The organism is Streptomyces sp. NBC_00569, assembly GCF_036345255.1.
GTDB lineage: Bacteria > Actinomycetota > Actinomycetes > Streptomycetales > Streptomycetaceae > Streptomyces.
In genome coordinates this window covers 9,183,101-9,201,635 of the sequence record NZ_CP107783.1, presented here as the reverse complement: position 1 = coordinate 9,201,635, position 18,535 = coordinate 9,183,101, and the positions used below count along the sequence as shown (strand labels likewise).

The following is an 18,535-nucleotide window of genomic DNA, read 5'->3' as shown; positions in this document are numbered from 1 at the left end:
TTGAACGCGTCGGGTCGCGCGTAGGAGCGGGCGAGTTCGTCGATATCGCCGTCTGCTCCGTGACAGTAAGGAGTACCCCGCGGGGCACTCCCGAAGCGGCCTGGACGGCGAGTCCTTGAACGACCTGACGAACCCGCTCCGCATGATGATCCTGGCAAAAGCACCGATCAGCGACAGACCAACGCCGCTGCAAGGAGTGGCTCATCGACCGGGTCGGCCGCCGCACACTCCTTTTGACCGGTGCGAGCGCGATGACCGTCCTGCTGGTCTCGATCGGCCTGGTTTTCCGCAGCACCCACCCCAACGCGCCTCTGCTGCTGGCACTGATCCTCGGATATGTGGCGTTCTTCGCGGTTTCCTTCGGCACGATCACCTACGTCATCATTTCCGAGATCTTCCCGACGCACATCCGCGGCGTAGCCGCCTCCATCGCCACCTTCGGCCTCTGGGGCGGCAATTACCTCGTATCCCAGTTCTTCCCGATGCTCGTCGAGGGCATCGGCTCCTCCAGCACCTTCTTCATCTTTTCCGGCATCTCCCTGCTCGCTCTGCTCTTCGCTGTCGCCCTCGTACCGGAGACAAAGAACAGAAGCCTGGACGAGATCGAGAGGCGGCTCTACGGGAACCGGCATCCGGTGGACATGGATCGTGCAGCCACGACCGTGTGACGGAGACGTCAGACTGCACCGTCCAGCCGCAGCGGCAGATCGATGGCCCTGCGGCTGGACTCACCCTGACTCAGATCATCAGGTCGGGTTCTCTTCGGCCGTGAACGCCTCGGTCTCATAGCGCGCCATCACCTCGCGGCGCTCCTTCAAGTACTGGGCTTCGACGTCCTCGGGCGTGACCCCGACCTTCGCCATGATGGGGTTCAGGACCCACTCGCTGAAGCGTTCGTCCGTCTGAGTGAACAGTCGGCAGTCCGCTTTCAGGTCTGCGCACAGCTTGGCCCGGCTCGCGTCGGTGATCGTCTCTTGGATGCGCTCGCGCCAAAAGTTGTGAACCAGGTCATTACGCCGCTTCAGGCTCCTGGTGAGGTCGTTGCCGACCTCTGGGTAGGCGCTTGTGTGCGCCTCGACGCGCTTGATGAGTCTCCCCATCATGTCCTTGAAGCCTTGAGCCCAGGGGTCGCGCGTGAGCTGCTCTCCCTGCTCTCTCGCCGTAACGAGCTTGGTGAGCGCGAGAGCGTTGACGAGAGAGTGTTCGAGGACGTTGGCCTTGTAGATGGCCAGCCCGAAGAGGGCGTACAGGGTCTTGTGATCCGTGCCGTTGTCGTACTCGTCGTCTGACTCCGGCTCCTCGCGCCAGGTCGGCTCATGCCTGACCACATTTTGTCCATCCGTGTCGTCCAGTGTGCTGGTGGGGCGAGCCAACTCGTACTGAGTTTTGATGACTTGGCTGCCAATGCCCGAGAGCCGGCCGCCCCTCAGGGGCGGAGGCGCCTGACCGTAACCCAGGGCACGCCCCCTAACATGGCGACTGGCGCTCACGTGGTCATCATCTCGACGATCAGGGCGCCAACGGGAGACCGTACGACGCTGCGCCTGCCAGACGTCGAAGCCGCGCTGACAGGTCTTCACGAGCGGGCGTAGTGCCTGAGGTTGGGGAGCCCTCGAACGTGGGCTTCGCCTGAGAGACGGCGGCGACCGGAAAGTCAGGCTCGCTCGGCTGGAGTTGTGCCGGCCGGCGCACCTTGTGCGGCTGGGTGGACCGGCCGGACGAGCCATTGGACGCCTGCCCGGTGCTTGAGCTGTTTTACTGGCCTTCAACTGCACGAGGTCTGTTCAGCGCTTGGCCGCAGGTTGGAGTCATGCCGGGGCCCTGCTGACAGGCTCTGCTTCGGGAGGCCTTTTTGCTGGTCAGGGGCGTGATACGCAGGCAGCCGACCGGATGAGGTCTGCCAGACGGGCGCAGAGAGGGCTCCGGTTGGAAACGACTCCAGGCGGCTTCTGGCTTCCCGAAAAAGGCCGCCCTCGACTTGGTGGAGCTGGCTGTAGGAGAAGCCGATCACGTCGGCGAACCCGCGTTGCGTATATCCGCCGAGCTTGCGACCTTCCGCGATGCGCGCCCCTGCATGGTCGTCTCTGGGCATACTGGAACTCCGTTTCTGACTCACCGCCTGGAACAACACCCGCGCTCCGTGGCCGGACCGGCAATCGCCCTCGTTGCCCTCGGAGCGGGTGCGGTTGCGTGTGATCAACGGTGCGGGATGAGATGAGGGCATGCCCTCACGGACCTTGTACCTGTTCGTGTCAGCCGCACCCCCTGCGTTCGACGTGGCGCGAGTCATCGAGACAGCACAGGCCGACGGGTGGGACGTCTGCCTCGGGCTGACGCCGACCGCGGCGCGTTGGCTCGACGAGAGCCTTGACGGCTTGGAGCAATGACCAATCAACCAATGCGTAGCGAGTACAAGTTGCCGGGTCAGCCGGATGTCTGGCCCAAAGCCGACGTCATCCTGTTCGCCCCGGCTACCTTCAGCAGCATCAACTCGTGGGCGCTCGGCATCACGTCGTCATTCGTGGTCGGTGTCGTCGCCGAAGGCATCGGCAAGGGCATTCCGACAGTGACGATGCCGTGCGTGAATGCCGTGTATGCCCAGCACCGGCAGCTTGACCGCAGCGTCACCGAACTGCGCGAGCAGGGCGTCACGGTCTTGTGCGGCGATGGCGGGTTTGAGCCCAACCCGGCTGGATCCGGGAAGCCGAAGGCATACCCGTGGGATGCGGCGCTCGCCGCCGCGCGGGAGTTGGCCGAGCGGGCATGACGAAACGGCCCCCGTCGTCCGAGCGCGATGGGGGCTGCGCTGACGCTGGAAGGTGGCGTCCTGTCCGGCGTGGCGGGCGGGCCGGTTGGCGTCGGCCTGGTTGTCCATCGCGTCGTAGGCGCAGGTCTCGGTCGCCAGTTCGCCGCTCGCACGGGGCGTGACGCGGCCTGGGGGTCGAGGTCAAAGCGGCGCCAGTCGGCGTGGAGGTCGTCGATGCCGGTGAGGTGTCCGTCGGTGCGGTGTGTGTAGTAGCGGCGCCTCCATGCGCGTCATGCTTCTGTGTCCCAGGTAGGACGCGCCCCGCGCGGCTCAGTCTTCCCGACCCGTGGACGCCGTCTTCACCTGCGTGAACTCTTCTGTCAGGGTGATCACTTCATGCTGCAACTATTGTGCCGAGGAGTCGCGATGAGCCGCCGTGCGTCCAGACAACGTGCTGCCACCCTGTCCGCACTGGCCTGCCTGCTGGCCGTGACCGCCGCAGCGCCCGGCGAGCCGTCGGGAGTGGACCGCCCCGCGAAGAAGCAGCAGGGGAGCCTGCTGGACGCCGTGCCGAAGTCCAAGGTGCTGCGCGTGTGCACCACGGGCGACTACCGCCCATTCACGTACAAGGATCCGAAGGACGGTTCGTACAGCGGCATCGACATCGACATGGCCCGGGACCTCGCGAAGAGCCTGGACGCCAAGGCCCGTTTCGTAGACACCACATGGGCGAATCTCACGAAGGACCTGGCGGGCGGGAAGTGTGAAATCGGCGTCGGCGGCGTCTCGATCACGCTTGCCCGCGCCCGCCAGGTGTACTTCAGCGAGCCGACCCGCGAGGACGGCAAGACGCCGATCGTGCGCTGCGCGGACAAGGACAAGTACCAGACGCTCAAGGACATCGACCAGGCCGGGACGACCGTGGTCGTCAACCCGGGCGGCACGAACGAGCAGTTCGCCCGCGCGAACATCAAGCACGCCACCATCAAGGTCCACCCGGACAACACCACGATCTTCGACGAGATCGTGGCGGGCCGGGCGGACGTGATGATGACCGACGCGAGCGAGACGCTCTACCAGGCGAAGCTCCATCCGGAGCTGTGCTCGGTCCACCCCGACAAGCCGTTCACGTTCGCCGAGAAGGCGTACGCGACGCCGCGCGGCGACCGCGACTTCCAGGAGTACGTGACCCAGTTCGCGCATCTGGCGACGCACGACGGAACGTACGCCAAGTACGAAGCGAAGTGGATGAGTTGAGCCGAGTCGTGCTCCTCAGGGCACCATCAAAGTCACCCGGCTCGACCGGCTCTTCCACGCCATCCAGTACCTCATCATCGTGGGCATCGAACTAGGAGACCGCGGTATCCGCATCCAGGCCGTCGCGCAGAACGTCGGCTGCAACACTCTCGAGGGACGCGACTTGATGCCGCCATGGCAGATAATTCAAGACGTCCCCTCAGCGAGCTTCGCCAAGGCGAGACAGCCAAGCAATGATCACTGGTCACGAGCTGTGGGGGCTGTCCGCCAGCATGAGTCGCACGACCTGCCGGGGGCGCCTCATTCCAGAAGACGTCCCGAAGTTTCAGCGCACCCCCTTGGTTGCCGGGCCACCGTCGCCCTGTCTCATATTGAGATAAAAGTGCATGCCGGTTGAAGGTGGCGTGTATGCCCGTTCATCCTTGGCCTCATGAGTCTCGCCTCGCCCTTCTTCGACCTCATCTCTGGGGACGGTTACGCCCACGACTGGGCTCTCGTCGACGTGGAGACCTCCGGGCTGATACCTCGGCGGGACCGTGTGCTGTCGGTCGCCGTGGTCACCGTCGGGCCGGATGGCGAGCAGACCGGGGAGTTCTCCACGCTGCTTGATCCGGGGTGCGATCCGGGGCCGGTCGATGTGCACGGGCTGACCGCTGAGCGGCTGCGCGGGGCGCCGACCTTCGACCAGGTGGCCGAACGCATCGGCGCAATGCTGCAGAACCGCATCCTGGTCGCCCACAACGCACAGTTCGACTACGACTTCCTCGCCTACGAATTTGCCCGGGCCCGCATGTGGCTGCCCGTCTCGCAGCGGCTGTGCACCCTCACCTTGAACCGCCAAGTGGATCCGCCGACGCACGACATGAAGCTGGGCACGCTGGCCGCCCACTACGGCGTACCGCAGCAGCACGCGCACGACGCGCTGGACGACACCCGGGTGCTGGCCGGGATCCTGCGGGCGTCATTGCGTGAGGCGGCACGGCTCGCGCTGCCGTTGCCTTTCGTGAGCTGCCCGCCCCGGGCCGAGTCTCAGTTCACGCCGAAGCCGCCCAAGACACCCTGCGCCTACCGCAATCCCGGCCGGCTGACTCCGGGAGCACCGCTTCGGCAGGGCATGAAGGTCGCGATCACCGGTGAAACCGCCTGTGCCCGGGCCGAGTTGATCGGCCGGGGCGTTGCCGCCGGACTCAATATGATGGGCTCGGTCAGCCACCACACCAGCGTCCTCGTCACCAACGAGCCCACGTCCGGATCGGCGAAGGCTCGGCGGGCCGCCGCCGAGGGGGTGCCCGTCCTCGACGAGGACATCTTCCTCCAACTGCTCAGCCACGTAGAACCCGGAGCGACGCATCAGGCGCCCGGACCGGCACCGGCCATCCCTGCCCCACGCCAGACCAAGCCCGTTTCCGTCGGGTCGGGCGACAGGCCACTGGCCGGACATCGCGTACTCGTCCTGGGTGGTGCGCACGCGGAGGCAGCCGACGCGCGCGGCCGCGTCGTCGAGCTCGGCGGATCCGCAGCGGTCAATCTCTCGCGCAGCGTCACCGACGTCGTCGTCCTCTCCGGTGGGGAGAACGACCGTCGCATGCCCCGGATCACGCAACTGGGGCTCTCGGTGCGCGATGAGCGGTGGCTCGTCGATCCGTCTGTGACCGCCGCCACCGCGACCATCTCCGTCGCCAATGCCGGTGCCCAGGTGGCAGGGGCCAGAGCAGCGGAGACGTCCATCAATGCTGCGGCACCCCGCGTCCTTCCCCGCGGCGGCGTCATCGACCTGCCCACGTCTGTTTCCCAGTGGCATGTCACCGCGTCCTGGGCACCCCGGGAACACGGTGAGGTCGACGTCGTCGCCTTCGTGCTCGACGAGGACGAACAGATCACCTTCGACGAGGACTTCGTGTTCTACGGCGCCCCGGAGAACCCCGGCGGCACCGTTCACCTGCTCACCAACGGCCCGGCCGAACAGACCATCACCGTCGATGTCGCTTCCCTGCCCCCGTCCTCACGTCGGGTGGTGATCGCCGCGGCCATCGACGGCAGCCTGTCCTTCGGCGACGTCGGCGCTGTCCAAGTGGCCGCGGCGCCCGGCAGCAGCGCCGCCCCGCTGATGCGCGCGACACTGGACGCCGCCACCAGCGAGCGCACGCTGATCCTGGCCGAGCTCTACCGCCGTGGACCGCTCTGGCGGTTCCGCGCCGTCGGACAGGGATACGACCACGGACTCGACACCCTCGCGCGCGGCTACGGAGTCGACATCAACGACTGACGAGTACGGAGACGGCAAGGAATGACCCATGGGGACTTAGATCATGGCCGCCATCAGCCGGACAAGCCGATCCCTCGCCGCCAGGCTGGCAGGGCGCGTTGCGCGGCCAGCGCCACGTGGAGGCGCGTGGCTGGGAGAGCTGAGGGCGCTCGGCATCGATCCTGACATCGTCGGGCCGCCGGGTGCCTGCCGAAGCAGGGTGAAGGTGGTGGCCTCCCCCAAGACAGATCGCGGCTCCGAACCCCGAGCACGCACGCGCCGGCCCGGTCCTGCCGCCTGCTCTTTCTCTTCTTTCCCCACCTGGTGCCGGGCCGGAGTGTGCGTGAGAGGGGTTGTCGGCGAGACCGGTACGCCCGTACCAGTGGGCCTGACCTGCCGCTTTCCTGTTTCAGGCGGTGAAGGTTGCACTAGGGGCTTTGAGGACTGGTTTGCGGGTGACTTTGCTCCTGATTTTGAGGGTTACTTTGTCGGCGATGCCGGTTCCGGCGGCCGGGGTCGCCGGCGAGCGTTAAGCCTCCCCCACCCAGGCGCGACCGCTTCATGATCAACAGCTCGATCAGAACCTTCACCGGGTCCGGCGGGTCGCCTGGTCCCCATTGTCTTCCGTCCGACGTACCGGCTGATCCCGGGCAGTGAGGTTGTCCACCTGGCTTACAGGCCATCCCAATGGTGTCCGGATCCGCATCCCGACCGGGACTGCGGGCCTTGGTCAATGCCGGTGTTGACGCCCGGCAGGGCGCACCGAAGCCTTGCCGAAAAGGAGCCCCGCGATCACGGCTGAATCACCGTCCGTCACAGCCAGCCGTTACGCACACCGGTACGCTTCTGGCTGCCCCACGCCGCCGGGCGCCACTGCGCACTGGTTGCGCACCCGCCTGTCACCGGCTGCGCAACGGCTCGCGGATGGTTGCGCAGCACGACCCGATCGTCCACTGCGCAGCACCGGCCGGAACCCTGCGCGGCGGGGACCACAAGGTGCGCAGTCAGGGTGCGCAGCGGAGGTTGCGCAGCACCGTGGGCGCTCCTTTCGCGGCAACTGCGCACTGTCCGCGCCGGTACGCGTTTGGTTTCCCAACGCGTACCGGCAGCCTCGGCCGATTCCGTGCCACCCGGTTTCCAGGGCGCTGCGGCGACTGACCGCGCCCTCTGCCAACCGCCGACCGGTACGCGTTTTGCGGGGGCGGACAAGCACGTACCGAAACGCGTACCGGTCTACAGAACCCACAGGTCACAGACCTGTCAGATGACCCCATGGCCAGCAGAGAGCAACCGGTCGCTCAGGTACCGGTACACGTTCTTGCCGTACCGCTCCGGCCGCCCGGTACGCGTTTTGGTAGGCGCCACAAGGGCGTACCAACCGTTCACAGACGACCGGTGCGGGTTGCGCACTACCCGGTGCGCAACGCGCCTCAGTTGGCAGTGCGCAGCCGGAGTCAGTGCCGGGCGAGCGTGCTGCGCATCTCCCAGGACCGCGTTGCGCAGCGAGCTCGGGCACCTGCGCACTGCACCCCGAATACGAGTTCCATAGGACGCTGCGCAGTCGTGGGCCGCACCCCGGCACCGGTCACTGCGCACCGGGTCGTGTGGAGGCTGCGCACCACACTGCGCAGCTTCTGAGTACGAGGGTGCGCAGCGGCCGTCGGACGTCTTGCCGTCCCGGAGTTTCGACACGTTGGGTGAAGAAGTGCGTGCCGAAGCGCGTACCGGTTTGCGTACCGGTCCAACGCAACCAACTCGCAACTGCAGGCCCCAAAAAACCGGTACGCAAACCGGTACGCCCTGCTGGGTTGGTTCATGGCGTCAACCGCTGCTCTTGCTCCGGGAGTTCACCGATGCCGGCACCTTCCGTTGAGACCGCCGCCGACCGCGGCCGGTCTCGACCTCCACCGCACCCGCCGCAGCGTCCATCTCGGGCGAGCCGGTGTATGGGTCCGCTAATGGCCGGCGCGGCCGCATTCGCCCTGGCTCTCGCCCAGCCGACCACCACCGTGGTCACCCAGGGCGCCGCCGCACCAGCCCGCACCAGCTCTGCCGCGGCGGCGCCGGCCGACCCGTCCGGCGACTTCGCCGAGTTCGTCGACACCGCCGGCGCACGCCACCGCAAGACCGTGTCCGGGCGCACCAGCAGGCGCAGACGGTGCGGCACCTCGTAGAGCGGCGGTGCGAGGAGCGCGGCGAGCAAGGTCGCCTGGGGAGCGAAGTTCACTTTCTCCGGGCCGAGTTGCCTCAGTACGTCTCGCGATAGGGAACGTAGATGCTCCCAGCTCTCATTGCCCGCCGAGCCGGAGCGCAACGACCAAGTACAGGATCGCGGACGTCGTCACAAGCAGAAAGGCGAGAACCGTGTGGACGACGAGCCCTTGTCCCGGGGCGAGGCCCAGGAATGCCCGGGCCGCTCGGCTCACCCGGGGGCGGGGGACTCCTCGCGCGGCGTTCGCGTCGGCCTTCTCGATCGCACGGCGAACCTTTCCGCGGGCTCTCTTCGTCGTGATGCCCAGGCGCACACCATGGGCGTCGCACACCACCAGGGTGCGGTGCGGGCCGCTGTACGAAAAGGTCGTGAGCAGGCGGACGGTGGCGATGCGGTTCAGGTCGACGGAGCGTTCCCCGGTCAGCGTGTGCGCGGTCAGGTGCGACGACGAGTGCCCGAACGGGGCTCGTTCCTCGCCCAGTTCGGTGAGGAGGACGAAGCCAAAGATCCCGCACAGCAGGGCGAGCACGATCGGTGTGCCTTCAGGGACTGCCCCGGTACGGGCCAGTCCGTAGCCGGCGAGGGGCAGCAGAAGGACAGCCACCGCCAGTCCCGATCCCACGCGCGCACGCGTCACGCTGCGGGTTGTGCTTGCTTCCACTGCCGCCCCGTCTCTGCCGAAGGGCATCAGCATGCCTGCTCGGTGAGTCCTGCCGCACTGCCTGTGCCCGGCAATCTTCGGCGCGGGAACCCGCCGCTGTCTGCGCGCGTCGCCACTGCTTGAAAGATGTGCCCGTCCGTAGAGAGCAAGAAAGGCGTAGAGCGCAAGAAAGGCAAGGAGGTCTTCCCACTCCTTGCCACTCTTAACTTATAGCGCACTGGGGGGCTTGCGGCAAGGCCCCCACCTTGCCGCACAATCGCTGGCCGAGGCCCGAACCTGCGGAAATGGGAGATCAACGAAGTGCATGTGTTGTTGTCGGTCGATGGGTCGCGCGGTGGCGTCGAGCCGGTGGTGGGACTCGCGTCACCGGTGTGGACGCTCGGTGCCGAGGTGCGCGTGTGCGCACCGTCGGACTTCGCAGGCGTGACCTCGGATCGGAGCTGATGACCTTGACCTCCACGACCACCAGTGCGTTCCACCTTCCCGAGCGTCTCTCCTCCAAGGCCGAAGCGAACCTGATCTCCGGCGACGAGGCGCACTTCGCGGCCATCGCGAGCAGCCTCGACCAGACGATCACCGAACTCTCCGACCGTCTCGACACCCTGCGCAGGGCCCCCGGCGGCATCGGCCGCGAGGCGATGGACCGGGACTCGGAGATCCACCGGCTGACCGGCCGCCTGCGCGCCCTGCGCCGCTTCGGCCTGGATCTGTGCCTGGGCCGCGTCGTCGGCGCGGACGACGCAGAACCCCTGTACATCGGGCGGCTCGGCCTCACCGACAGCGAGGGACGCCGACTGCTCGTCGACTGGCGCTCCCCCGCCGCCGAGCCGTTCTTCGGGGCGACCCACGCCCACCCGATGGGCCTGGCGAGCCGCCGCCGGTACCGCTGGACCGGCGGCCGGATCAGCGACTACTGGGACGAGGTGTTCACCGCCGACGGCCTGGAGCAACGCGCCGCGCTCGACGACCAGTCCGCGTTCATCGCCAGCCTGGGCAGCAACCGCTCGGCCCGCATGCGCGACGTCCTCGGCACCATCCAGGCCGACCAGGACGCCATCATCCGCGCCGGTTCGCGTGGTGCCCTCGTCGTCGACGGCGGCCCCGGCACGGGCAAGACCGTCGTCGCCCTGCACCGCTCCGCGTACCTCCTCTACTCCGACCCGCGCCTCAGCCACCGCCGGGGCGGGGTGCTGTTCGTCGGTCCGCACCGGCCCTACCTGGACTACGTGGCCGATGTCCTGCCCAGCCTCGGAGAGGACGGCGTACAGACCTGCATCCTTCAGGACCTCGTCACCGAAGGCGCCGCGGCGACCGTGGAGACCGACCCGGACGTGGCCCGCCTCAAGTCGTCCGCGGACATGGTGCGAGCGATCGAGAAGGCCGTCAGGTTCTACGAGGAGCCGCCCACCAAGGGCATGACCGCCACGACGGCCTGGTCCGACATCTGGGTGAGCGCCGACGACTGGGCCGAGGCGTTCAAGGCACCTGGTCCGGGCGCCGCGCACAACGAGGCGCGCGAGCAGGTCTGGGAGGAACTGGCCTCGATCCTCATGGACAAGCAGGGCATGGACGAGGACGAGGACGGCGTCTCGCCCGATCTGTTCCTGCGCTCGCTGCGGCAGGACCGGGATCTGGTCGCGGCCCTCAACAGCGCGTGGCCGCTGCTCGAGGCCGCCGACCTGGTCTCCGACCTGTGGACGGTCCCCGCCTACCTGCGCATGTGTGCCCCCTGGCTCGACCGCGACGACGTGGCCAAGCTGCAGCGCAAGGACGCGCCCCAGGCCTGGACGGTGTCCGACCTGCCACTCCTGGACGCGGCCCGGCAGCGGCTCGGCGACCCGGAGGCCGCCCGGCGCAAGCGGCAGCACGACGCCGCGGTCGCCGCCGAGCGCGAGCGCATGGCCCTCGTCATCGACGACATCATCTCGGCGGCCGACTTCAACTCGGCCGGCGACGACAGCGAGGGCGCGGTGCGGATGCTGCGCGGGAAGGACCTCCAGGACAGCCTGATCGACGAGAGCGCGCTGCCCACCGCCGACCCGGACCGGCTCGCGGGACCGTTCGCGCACATCGTCGTGGACGAGGCGCAGGAACTGACCGACGCGGAGTGGCAGATGCTGCTCCTGCGCTGCCCGTCCCGGAGTTTCACCATCGTCGGTGACCGTGCCCAGGCGAGGCACGGCTTCACGGAGGCGTGGGAGGAACGGCTGGAGCGGGCCGGGCTCGACCGGATCAAGCAGGCCTCTCTGAGCATCAACTACCGCACTCCGGAAGAGGTCATGACGGAAGCCGAGCCCGTCATCCGGGCCGAGCTCCCCGACGCCAACGTTCCGACGTCCGTCCGCAGCAGCGGCATCCCCGTCGTCCACGGACCGGTCACGGACCTGGACTCGATCCTCGACACGTGGCTCGCCTCACACGACGACGGGATCGCCTGCGTCATCGGCCACCCCACGTTCCGGGCGACGTCACGCGTCCGGTCCCTGACCCCGGAACTGTCGAAGGGCCTCGAGTTCGACCTGGTCGTCCTCGTCGACCCGCAGGAGTACGGCGACGGTATCGAGGGAGCGGTCGACCGCTATGTGGCGATGACCAGGGCTACGCAGCAGCTCGTCATCCTGACGAGTTCGTGAGCTGGGAGAGCCGGTGTGATCGCCGTCGTAGGGTGAGTGCCCGAGCCTGCCGCGCACGTGGCGGGCTCGGGCACACCGCCGTGCCGGTCGGCGTGCCTCAGGTGCGGTCGTCGACGAACTGCTTGAGTTCGGTCTCGAAGTCCCCGCAGACCTCACGCATGATCTCCTCGGTGCGCGTCAGCATGGCATCGATGAATGCGTTGCGCCGGTACTTGGTGACAAAAGAACCAAGTGGATGAGCAGGTTGTAAACGACGTGGCACCCGGTGCGCATATCAGGATTTGGATTCCATCGTGGTGAGATAAGCCAACCGCAGTAGAGTGATCGTGATGGACGAACTTGTCTGGGAGAAGCGGCAGTTCGGGCATCGTGCCCGGCTGGCGCTGACGCCTGCACAGGCCCGGCTTATGGACGGCCAGGCGCACGCGGCCCGCACCATGTGGAACTGCCTGCACGACTGGTGGACGATGCTCCCGAAGGAGAAGCGTTCCCTGACTGCGGCTGATGCGGCGATCCGCCAGGCCCGTAAGGAGATCGACTGGCTCACCGTGCTCCCCGCCCAGGCCGGACAGGCGGTGCTGAAGACGTACGTCCAGGCGTGGAAGAACTGCTGGAACGGCCGCGCTGACGCACCGAACTTCAAGGCCCGTTTGCGCACCGTCATGTCCGTCGACATCCCGCAGGGCCGCGATCTCCAGATCAAGCGGGTGCACCGCCGATGGGGCATGGTCAACATCCCCAAGGTCGGACGTGTCCGCTTCCGCTGGACCAAGGACCTCCCTGTCGGCAAGCTCGCCGACAGGGAGAACCGGATCACCGGGGCACGGCTGGTCAAAGACGGACTCGGATGGCATATCGCCTTCCGCGTCCAGACTCTGGAATCAAAGCCTGCCCCGCACAAGGGCCCTGAGATCGGCATCGACGCCGGGGTCAGCCTTCCCCTTGCCCTGTCCGATGGCAACCATCAGGATCACGGACGGCCCGCCCGGCTCCCGGATGGCACTGCCGACCGGGACAAGTGGCTGAACCCGGAGGAAAAGGCCAAGCTGCTCCGCCTCGAACAACGGGCTGCGCACCGCAAGTCCTTCCGCAAGCCGAAGGAGCGCAGCTCCAACCGGCTGAACCACACCTACGACCAGATCAAGCAGCTCCGCGCAAAAGCCACGCGCCGTGCCGTTGACTGGCAGCACAAGACCACCACCAGCATCGCCAGGCAGTACGGCACGGTCGTGGTCGAAGCACTCACCATCACGAACATGGTCAAGTCGGCCAAGGGCACCATCGAGGAACCCGGGAAGAACGTCGCGCAGAAGTCCGGCCTGAACCGCTCCATCAGTCAAGAGGCATGGGGCCGCACCGTGACCATGCTGACGTACAAGGCCGCCCGTCAGGGCGGCACCCTCGCCAAGGTTCCCGCCCCTGGCACCTCCCTGCGCTGTTCAGCCTGCGGGTTGACCACAGCGGGCAGCAGGGAGGACCAGGCCACGTTCGTGTGCAAGAACCCCGACTGCGGCTGGTCCGGCAACGCCGACTGGAACGCGGCCCGGAACATCTTGCACCTGAACCGGATCGGCCTCGTGGCGATCCCGGCTGCCGGGAGGGCGGTCGTCAGGCGCACCCGTGGCGTCAAGCCCGCCGCCGCAAGGTAGGTGGGAATCTCCTTCCTGAGCTTGCGAAGGGAGGAGAGCACTTCAAGAGAAGAACGGGTTCCGGCGGCCGGCCACTTCGCCGGACCGGAACGGCACGCAGTCGCTGGACATGATCCTTTCACTCCCTTGCGCCTGCCCCCACAGCCCACCTGACCTGCGTAAACACTGAGGTCGGTGGCGGGCCCGGCGCCTGAGGCGGACTCGTCCTCAGGTCTTCGCCTCCACCCCGCGCCTGCACCCATCGCTCTACAAAAGGGGTTCTGCGGTCATACCGGGGGATGACCGGCCGCCGCGTCCGCCTACCGCAGGCGTGGGTCGGAGTCAGGCCCGGAGTCTGACATCCGGGCTCCGGAATGCGGCGACGATAGAGGGAGAAATCCTGCTGACTTCCCTGACGTGCCACGGGCACCGCCGGGCGGTCGCGCCTGCCTCCGCCTCCACCCGACGGGAGTCTCTTTCGCCGTGGCTACCTTCCTTTACAAACTAGGGCGCCTCTCCTTCAGGCGGCGCCGTTATGTGGCACTCCTGTGGGTGCTGCTCCTGGGCGGCATCGGATACGCGTCCTCGGCCGCGCCTGCGCCGCCCGCCGACTCGTTCTCGATGCCGGGTACGGATTCCCAGAAGGCCTTCGACCTGCTGGACGAGCGCTTCCCCGCCGCCAGCGCGGAGGGTGCCACCGCCCGAGTCGTCATCCGCGCGCCGGAGGGCGAGAAGATAACCGACCCCGCCGCGAAGGCGGAGGTCGATCAGCTTGTCGCGGCGCTCGGCAAGGGTGCGCAGGTCGCCGGTGTGGCCGACCCGTACAAGGCGAACGCCGTCAGCAAGGACGGCACCACCGCGTACGCGTCCGTCACCTACAAGGTGATCTCGACGGAGCTCACGGACAAGACGCATGACGCGCTGACGGACGCCACCGACAAGACCCGGGCCGAGGGCTTCACGGTCGAGACGGGCGGTGACGCCGTCCAGGCCGAGCAGGAGATGGGCGGCTCGGCCGAGCTCATCGGCATCGCCGTCTCCGCGGTCGTCCTCGTCATCACCTTCGGCTCGCTGATCGCCGCCGGGCTTCCGCTGCTGACCGCCATCATCGGCGTCGGGATCGGTGTCTCCGGCATCGCCGCCCTGGGCAGCGTCCTCAACCTCTCGGGCACGACCTCGACGCTGGCGATGATGATCGGGCTCGCGGTCGGGATCGACTACGCCCTCTTCATCGTCTCCCGCTACCGCGCCGAGATCGCCGAGGGCCGGGAACCGGAGGAAGCGGCGGGCCGGGCCACCGGAACCGCGGGCTCCGCCGTGGTCTTCGCCGGGCTGACCGTGATCGTGGCTCTCGCGGGTCTGTCGGTCGTCACCATCCCCATGCTCACCAAGATGGGGCTCGCGGCCGCGGCCACGGTGGCCATCGCCGTCCTCATCGCGCTCACCATGATCCCCGCACTGCTCGGCTTCGCGGGCAAGCGCGCCCTGCGCCGCAAGGACCGCAAGAACCTCAAGAGCCGCGCGGACAGCAAGGACTCCAAGGACAGGGGCCTCACGAAGCCTGGCGCCACGCACAGCACCACGGCCGCCGAGAAGACCAAGCCCAACCTCGGCACCCGCTGGGCGCGCCTCGTGCTGCGCCGCCCCGTCACCGTGCTGCTGATCGGTGTACTCGGTCTGGGGGCGGTCGCCGTCCCGGCGACGAGCCTGGAGCTCGGGCTGCCCGACGAGGGGACGTCGGCGCCGGACACCACGCAGCGCAAGGCGTACGACCTGCTGTCCGAGTCGTTCGGGGCGGGCTTCAACGGCCCGCTGATGGTCACCGTCGACACGGGCGGAACGAAGGACGCCGCCGCCGCGGCCAAGACGGTGGGCACGTCCCTCGCCAAGGTCGACGGCGTGGCGGCGGTCACACCCGCCTCGGTGAACCCGGCCGGTGACACCGCGATCATCACGGTCGTCCCGACCACGGGGCCGAGCGACCACAGGACCGAGGAGCTCGTCAAGACGATCCGCTCCGAGGCGAGCGGCCTGGAGGCGGACACCGAGTCCGATGTCCTGGTCACCGGGCAGACGGCGATGACCATCGACTTCTCCCAGACCCTCGACGACGCCCTCCTGCCCTACCTGGGTCTCGTCGTCGGCCTCGCCTTCCTGCTGCTGATGCTGGTCTTCCGCTCGGTTCTCGTCCCGCTGAAGGCGGCCCTGGGCTTCCTGCTGTCGGTCGCCGCGGCGCTCGGCGCCGTCGTCGCCGTGTTCCAGTGGGGCTGGCTCGCGGACGTCGTCGGCGTCGACCAGCCGGGCCCCATCATGTCGATGATGCCGATCTTCATGATCGGCGTGGTGTTCGGCCTGGCGATGGACTACGAGGTGTTCCTCGTGACGCGGATGCGTGAGGCGTACGTCCATGGAGCCCGTCCCGCCGAGGCGGTCGTCACCGGCTTCAAGCACGGCGGACGGGTCGTCGGCGCGGCCGCGGTCATCATGATCAGTGTCTTCTCCGGCTTCATCATGGAGAACGACGACATGATCAAGATGATGGGCTTCGGGCTCGCCATCGCGGTGTTCTTCGACGCCTTCGTCGTCCGCATGGCCATCGTCCCGGCGGTCCTCGCCCTGCTCGGTAAGTCGGCCTGGTGGCTGCCGCGATGGCTCGACAAGCTCCTGCCCAACATGGACGTCGAAGGCGAGAAGCTGCACAAGTCGCTCACGCCGGCGTCGTCACCGGCAGCCGAGGACGAGCGCGAGGACAGGGACAACGACGAGGATCGGGAACTGGAGCCCGTACGCGGCTGATCCCATACGGTCCGGCCCTGTCCGGGCCTCCTCCCCGCCATGAACCCGCCGCTCCGGTGATCACGGTCACCGGGGCGGCGGGCCTGTCTCAGCTGCGGATCATCGACATCAACTGCCCATGGGTCTCGGCGTCGGCGGCCACCACCAGCCCCCGCCCCTCGGCCCCGGCCGGGGCGCCATCGATCCCGGTGACGACGCAGCCGGCGGCCCGGCACAGGGCGATTCCCGCAGCGAAATGCACGCTGCCGGTGAGGTCGGCGCCGTCCGTGACATACGCGGCGCGCTTGCCGGCGGCGACCCAGGCCAGCGCCAGCGTCGTCGACACGACCCGCGGCCGGAACCGCTCGACGAACGCGGGGTGGGCCAGCAGGTCGACGGCCCGAAAGCCTGGTCGGTTGATGAACGGCGGGTCCAGGTTGACGTCCACGAGCGAGGTGGCGGACGTCGGGACCAGCGGCTCGTCCACCCCGTCGCGCCGCACCCACGCGCTCGTCCCGTCCGTGAAGAACACCTCGCCGCTGAACGGGTCGGCCACCGCCGCCGCCCCGTCGCGCAGCGCCACGTTGACGGCGACGAGCATGCTGCCGACGGCGTAGTTGAGGGTGCCGCACAACGGGTCCACGAGCCATTGGCGCACGGCGTCGGCCGCGCCCTGCTGCCCGCCTTCCTCACCGACCACCGCGTCGTCGGGGCGGGCGGCGCGGATGACGTCGACGATGGCCTTCTCGGCCTCCACGTCGGCAGCGGTGGCGAAGTCTCCCGCGCCCTTGTCGATGCGGGTGAGGCGTCGCCCGTACAGGCTGCGCACCACGTCGGCACCGGCACTCGCCGCGGCTGTCGCGACCACGGAATCGTCAGAACCAGCAGATGAGTTGATCACGCGGTGCAGAGTATCGGGCAACGCCGGAGACGGCGGCGAAAAGCCCACCGCCGTCTCCGGCACGCGTACCCGTCGCGTTGGGGGACGGGTCGTTACGACGTCACTCGGCGGGTCCCGGCCTCCACAGCGCTCGGCTCCGTCAGGCCCAAGTGGTCGCGCAGGGTGCTGCCTTCGTACTCCGTGCGGAACACCCCGCGTTCCTGGAGCAGCGGGACGACCGTGTCGGCGAAGTCGTCGAGGCCGCCGGGGGTGATGTGCGGGACGAGGATGAAGCCGTCGGCCGCGTCCGCCTGGACGAAGTCGTCGATCGTCTCGGCGACGGTGGCCGGGGAGCCGACGAAGGACTGACGGTTGCCGGTCTCGATGACAAGATCGCGGATCGACCACTTGTTGGCGGCCGCGCGCTCGCGCCACTCACGGGCCGTGGCCAGTGGGTCGCGGTACATGCGGACCTGGGCGCGGCCGCGTGCGATCGTGTGCTCGCCGAGGTCGGGGTCGATGTCGGGGAGCGGGCCGTCCGGGTCGTAGCCGGACAGGTCACGGTTCCAGACGAACTCCAGGTGCTTGATCGCGGTCGCGCCGCTGACCTGCTGACGGCGTACCTCGCGGGCCAGTTCCGCCGCTTCGGCGTCACTCTCACCGACTACGAACGTCGCGGCGGGCAGGATCAGGAGCTGGTCGGGCCTACGGCCGTGGCGGGCGAGGCGGCCCTTGACGTCCGTGTAGAACGCCTGCCCTTCCTTGAGGGTGCTGTACCGGCTGAAGATCGCGTCGGCGCTCGACGCCGCGAACTCGCGCCCCTCGTCGGAGTCACCGGCCTGGAAGATCACCGGGCGGCCCTGCGGGCTGCGGGGGACGTTGAACTGGCCGCTGATGTCGAAGTGCTGTCCCTGGTGGACGAAGGCTCCGGCCTGGGCGTCGCGCAGGAAGGTGCCGCTCGCCCGGTCGGCGACGATCTCGTCTCCGTGCCAGGAGTCGAACAGCTCGCTCGCGGTGGTCAGGAACTCCTTGGCGCGCGAGTACCGCTCGTCCTGCGGCAGGAACCCGCCGCGCCGGAAGTTCTCGCCGGTGAACGCGTCCCAGGAGGTGACGACGTTCCACGCGGCACGCCCGTCCGAGAGGTGGTCGAGGCTGGCGAACTGGCGGGCGACCTCGTAGGGCTCGTTGAAGGTGGAGTTGATGGTGCCGGTCAGCCCGAGGCGCTCGGTGACCGCGGCGAGCGCGGTGAGGATCGTGAACGTGTCGGGCCGCCCCACGACGTCCAAGTCGTAGATCTCACCGCCCTGTTCACGCAGACGCAGGCCCTCGGCCAGGAACAGGAAGTCGAACTTGGCCCGCTCGGCGGTCTGCGCGAAGTGCGCGAAGGAGCTGAACTCGACGTGGCTGCCGGCCTTCGGGTCGCTCCATACGGTGGTGTTGTTGACGCCCGGGAAGTGGGCCGCGAGGTGGATCTGCTTGCGAGGCATGGTGTCGGTGG

The 18,535-nt window shown here is 68.1% G+C and carries 11 protein-coding genes and 2 pseudogenes; 8 read left to right on the top strand and 5 right to left on the bottom strand.

Going from position 1 to position 18,535, the window contains the following annotated elements; translation table 11 throughout:
• The first annotated feature begins 203 nt into the window (after positions 1–203).
• Positions 204–668, top strand: a complete 465-nt coding sequence (locus OHO83_RS41550) for an MFS transporter (RefSeq protein WP_266676072.1) — start codon at positions 204–206, stop codon at positions 666–668.
• Between the two features lie 78 nt (positions 669–746).
• Here OHO83_RS41550 and OHO83_RS41545 read toward each other — a convergent pair whose 3' ends face one another.
• Positions 747–1,490, bottom strand: coding sequence for a hypothetical protein (locus OHO83_RS41545; RefSeq protein WP_266666376.1), 744 nt, complete (start codon positions 1,488–1,490; stop codon positions 747–749).
• A gap of 732 nt (positions 1,491–2,222) precedes the next feature.
• On the opposite strand from OHO83_RS41545, the pseudogene OHO83_RS41540 reads away from it, so the two are divergent.
• The 4 genes and pseudogenes from OHO83_RS41540 to OHO83_RS41525 all read left to right on the top strand — a co-directional run bounded on the left by OHO83_RS41540 (position 2,223) and on the right by OHO83_RS41525 (position 8,422).
• Positions 2,223–2,767 (top strand): annotated as a pseudogene (locus OHO83_RS41540) (flavoprotein).
• A 405-nt stretch (positions 2,768–3,172) separates the two neighbouring features.
• On the top strand, positions 3,173–4,003 hold the full coding sequence (locus OHO83_RS41535) for a transporter substrate-binding domain-containing protein (protein ID WP_266666378.1): 831 nt from the start codon (positions 3,173–3,175) through the stop codon (positions 4,001–4,003).
• Positions 4,004–4,433: 430 nt separating this feature from the next.
• Positions 4,434–6,269, top strand: coding sequence for a TerD family protein (locus OHO83_RS41530; protein WP_266666380.1), 1,836 nt, complete (start codon positions 4,434–4,436; stop codon positions 6,267–6,269).
• Between the two features lie 1,937 nt (positions 6,270–8,206).
• Entirely contained in the window at positions 8,207–8,422 is a 216-nt protein-coding gene (locus OHO83_RS41525; protein WP_266666382.1) for a hypothetical protein, read from the top strand.
• A 114-nt stretch (positions 8,423–8,536) separates the two neighbouring features.
• Here the strand turns inward: OHO83_RS41525 and OHO83_RS41520 are convergent, their stop codons facing one another.
• Positions 8,537–9,064 carry a hypothetical protein gene (locus OHO83_RS41520; RefSeq protein ID WP_266666384.1) on the bottom strand — a complete coding sequence of 176 codons (528 nt, stop codon included), beginning with the start codon at positions 9,062–9,064 and terminating at the stop codon, positions 8,537–8,539.
• Positions 9,065–9,570: 506 nt separating this feature from the next.
• Between OHO83_RS41520 and helR the strand changes: the two genes are divergently transcribed.
• The gene (gene helR / locus OHO83_RS41515) at positions 9,571–11,754 is read left to right on the top strand and encodes an RNA polymerase recycling motor ATPase HelR (protein WP_266676075.1); all 2,184 of its coding nucleotides are present in this window, start codon (positions 9,571–9,573) and stop codon (positions 11,752–11,754) included.
• A 115-nt stretch (positions 11,755–11,869) separates the two neighbouring features.
• Here helR and OHO83_RS41510 read toward each other — a convergent pair.
• Positions 11,870–12,027: pseudogene (locus tag OHO83_RS41510) on the bottom strand (transposase); the annotation flags it as partial.
• Between the two features lie 56 nt (positions 12,028–12,083).
• Here OHO83_RS41510 and OHO83_RS41505 point away from each other — a divergent pair.
• Together OHO83_RS41505 and OHO83_RS41500 are read left to right on the top strand one after the other, a co-directional pair.
• Positions 12,084–13,403 carry an RNA-guided endonuclease InsQ/TnpB family protein gene (locus OHO83_RS41505; RefSeq protein WP_266666386.1) on the top strand — a complete coding sequence of 440 codons (1,320 nt, stop codon included), beginning with the start codon at positions 12,084–12,086 and terminating at the stop codon, positions 13,401–13,403.
• 462 nt (positions 13,404–13,865) lie between these two features.
• Positions 13,866–16,178 carry an MMPL family transporter gene (locus OHO83_RS41500; RefSeq protein WP_266666388.1) on the top strand — a complete coding sequence of 771 codons (2,313 nt, stop codon included), beginning with the start codon at positions 13,866–13,868 and terminating at the stop codon, positions 16,176–16,178.
• A gap of 88 nt (positions 16,179–16,266) precedes the next feature.
• Here OHO83_RS41500 and OHO83_RS41495 read toward each other — a convergent pair whose 3' ends face one another.
• Entirely contained in the window at positions 16,267–17,058 is a 792-nt protein-coding gene (locus tag OHO83_RS41495; RefSeq protein WP_330280634.1) for an inositol monophosphatase family protein, read from the bottom strand.
• A gap of 92 nt (positions 17,059–17,150) precedes the next feature.
• Positions 17,151–18,524 carry an NtaA/DmoA family FMN-dependent monooxygenase gene (locus OHO83_RS41490; RefSeq protein ID WP_266666390.1) on the bottom strand — a complete coding sequence of 458 codons (1,374 nt, stop codon included), beginning with the start codon at positions 18,522–18,524 and terminating at the stop codon, positions 17,151–17,153.
• Positions 18,525–18,535: the final 11 nt, after the last annotated feature.

Bases quoted from the DNA above. Each gene is read 5' to 3' on its own strand.
- OHO83_RS41535 (WP_266666378.1), top strand. From the start codon at position 3,173: ATGAGCCGCCGTGCGTCCAGACAACGTGCTGCCACCCTGTCCGCACTG.
- OHO83_RS41530 (WP_266666380.1), top strand. From the start codon at position 4,434: ATGAGTCTCGCCTCGCCCTTCTTCGACCTCATCTCTGGGGACGGTTAC.
- OHO83_RS41525 (WP_266666382.1), top strand. From the start codon at position 8,207: ATGGCCGGCGCGGCCGCATTCGCCCTGGCTCTCGCCCAGCCGACCACC.
- OHO83_RS41505 (WP_266666386.1), top strand. From the start codon at position 12,084: ATGGACGAACTTGTCTGGGAGAAGCGGCAGTTCGGGCATCGTGCCCGG.
- OHO83_RS41490 (WP_266666390.1), bottom strand. From the start codon at position 18,524: ATGCCTCGCAAGCAGATCCACCTCGCGGCCCACTTCCCGGGCGTCAAC.